Genomic DNA, 2,279 nt, shown 5'->3' with positions numbered 1-2,279 from the left:
GCCTGATAAGACAATACCTCCCGAAGGGACAAACGATGATGGGGCTGACGCAGCAACAATGCGATGACATTGCACGAAAGCTCAACACCCGTCCTAGGAAAAGATTTGCGTACAAGACACCAGAGCAAATGTACTATGGTAAGTAACTATTTTTGTCGCGGTTCAAAGTTGATACTAGGCGCTACACTCCGCGGCTGGTGTGCTACCTTCAAGATGCCAGTCAATTTTAAATGACTTAGAGTATGTGCTTCGCCATAAAGCATCTTGCACTCCGAATCTAATTTCCCGGCTTGACGCATCCGTTAGAATATTTCCTAAAGCACGTTCTGGAATGAAAATATCATGTGGTTTTCTGGCTTCAATAGACGCGGGAAATTTATCCTTAACATCGTAATATGAAAGATCAGAATGCACCCAACCAACTGTTGTACATAGTCTTTTATATTTTATAAGGTGTTTCACTTTATCCATTAACGTTGTCGTCATGTGAGGGTAAAGTACTGAAGAGTTCGAAACATGGATAACATGAGCTGAAGTATTTTGCACAGAAATATGCACACCCATTTCAATGTTTTCATCATCACCATGAGTGCCAGGTAAAATTCGAATGCGCAATCTTGGCCTTGAGCTCAAAATATTCCAGAAGAATACAATTGTCGAAAGAGCTGCAGCATAAATAGCAAGATACTCTGTTAGCTTCATTTTACATCTCTTGTTCGTTCATAGCTTTAATCGCCTAACGCCCAGCGCAGGCGCAGCCAGCGCGGAGCACCTTTTGTGTTAATGTTTGAGCGACAGCGAGTAACACAAAAGGTGCGTAGCGTTGGCTGTCGCTCTGCCGCTGATTGTTAGGTGTCCGTGGCTTCTGACAGTGCTTTCTCAATTGATGCAATCTTTGAACTGTTTTTTGGCTTTCCATATTTTGGGTACTCTAGAAGTAACTGAAGCCAACGCAATAGAAATTTACGATCAGATTTTAACTCTAGCTTGCGCTCTATATAGCGCTGCTCTAGAGATGCTAACTCAGATTTAATCTGCTTAATTTCTTTCCAGCATACTGAACAAAGCGTACGTTTTGTCCACATATACTTTTTTTGTACTTCAAAATACTCTTTCTGCTCTCGAGCCGTAAAAATCGCTTTATTCTTGCACTTCTTGCAGGTGTATGAAATATCTCTATATTCTTTTCCGAGATACTCCCACCCAATTGATTGCTTTGACTCGTCAGAGTATGCCTCTTTATTCAGTGGAACTCGATTCCTCATTGACCACCTAACGCCGCAATCAGACGCGGCTTACTTTGTGTGCTTTTTGCACGAAAATGGGAGCGCAGCGACCGTGCAAAAAGTGCACAAAGTAAGACGTCGGCTGCATTGCATTGTTATGGCGCTGATAGCTCTGCGTCTATGGAAAACTGAGTAAACAGCTTCTCTTTGGCCTCGGAAATCTTCCCTTCTTTCTTCCAGCGCTCAATATCTTTTGATCTAAATGAAGGCTCTGCGATTTGTATTTGCCGAATCGACTCTTTCAGCAGCTCTTGCCCGTGCGCATCAGCCATGGATAGGCGGTCCAGCAACTCTGGAACGAGGTTATCTTTATGTTTCTCTAGATAAAGGCGTTTGGCCAACTGAACAGTTCCGTTCGTATTTTCCATTCTCTGATAATTGAACCAATTATTCGCTCTCACATACTCGTTGAGCTTTCTCTTCTCATTGGTTTGATAAATAGCAAATCCGAAACTTGCTACGCCTATTGCCAGGCTCACATAAGAAATGACTTCTTCCATGCTCTCTCTACTCGATTGCCATAACGTTGTAATAACCGGCGGCCGGAGCTGTTTATGCGCGAAGCGCATAGCGTAGGCCGTCCCGCGGAGGCGCGCAGCGCCGGAGCGTACAGCCTGGCCTGGTTATGTGTGATGCTACTTACCATGCTCTTTTAGTTCTTTGAACCTTCTAAGAAATGGTTGACCGAATGCGAGCACACTTAAAAGGGAGAGTATCGCAAAAACGTCATTTGGAACATCCACTTCAAATGTCCTTTCTATCCAACGTTGCAAGATAATAGCGGTAGCTAGAATAATCACGCCGAATAAAATTATCGTTGGAACAAAAATCATTCCAAGACGAAATGTTGATTTTATCTTACGCAGTTGCCGATAAATCATTACTGATCAGTACCGTACACATAACGCCCACAGCAGGGGCAGACAATGCTAAGCACATATTGTGCTAAAAAGGGAGCGCAGCGACCAGCACAATATGTGCTTAGCGTTGGCT

The 2,279-nt window shown here is 43.5% G+C and carries 3 protein-coding genes and 1 pseudogene; 1 reads left to right on the top strand and 3 read right to left on the bottom strand.

Annotation, left to right across the window (positions count from 1 at the left end):
• Nucleotides 1–146, top strand: a pseudogene (locus IG627_RS21015) (IS30 family transposase); the annotation flags it as partial.
• Nucleotides 147–174: 28 nt separating this feature from the next.
• Here the strand turns inward: IG627_RS21015 and IG627_RS20525 are convergent.
• From IG627_RS20525 to IG627_RS20515, 3 genes are all read right to left on the bottom strand, one after another.
• A complete protein-coding gene (locus tag IG627_RS20525) occupies nucleotides 175–702 on the bottom strand; it encodes a hypothetical protein (RefSeq protein ID WP_193195159.1) in 528 nt (175 codons plus the stop codon).
• A gap of 146 nt (nucleotides 703–848) precedes the next feature.
• Nucleotides 849–1,265, bottom strand: a complete 417-nt coding sequence (locus tag IG627_RS20520) for a zinc-ribbon domain containing protein (RefSeq protein WP_193195157.1) — start codon at nucleotides 1,263–1,265, stop codon at nucleotides 849–851.
• A gap of 116 nt (nucleotides 1,266–1,381) precedes the next feature.
• On the bottom strand, nucleotides 1,382–1,786 hold the full coding sequence (locus IG627_RS20515) for a hypothetical protein (protein ID WP_193195155.1): 405 nt from the start codon (nucleotides 1,784–1,786) through the stop codon (nucleotides 1,382–1,384).
• Nucleotides 1,787–2,279 lie beyond the last annotated feature (493 nt).

It is taken from the genome of Microbulbifer taiwanensis (genome assembly GCF_014904815.1).
GTDB lineage: Bacteria > Pseudomonadota > Gammaproteobacteria > Pseudomonadales > Cellvibrionaceae > Microbulbifer > Microbulbifer taiwanensis.
Note: the sequence above shows the minus strand (reverse complement) of the source record. Positions and strands in the feature narration are given on the sequence as shown.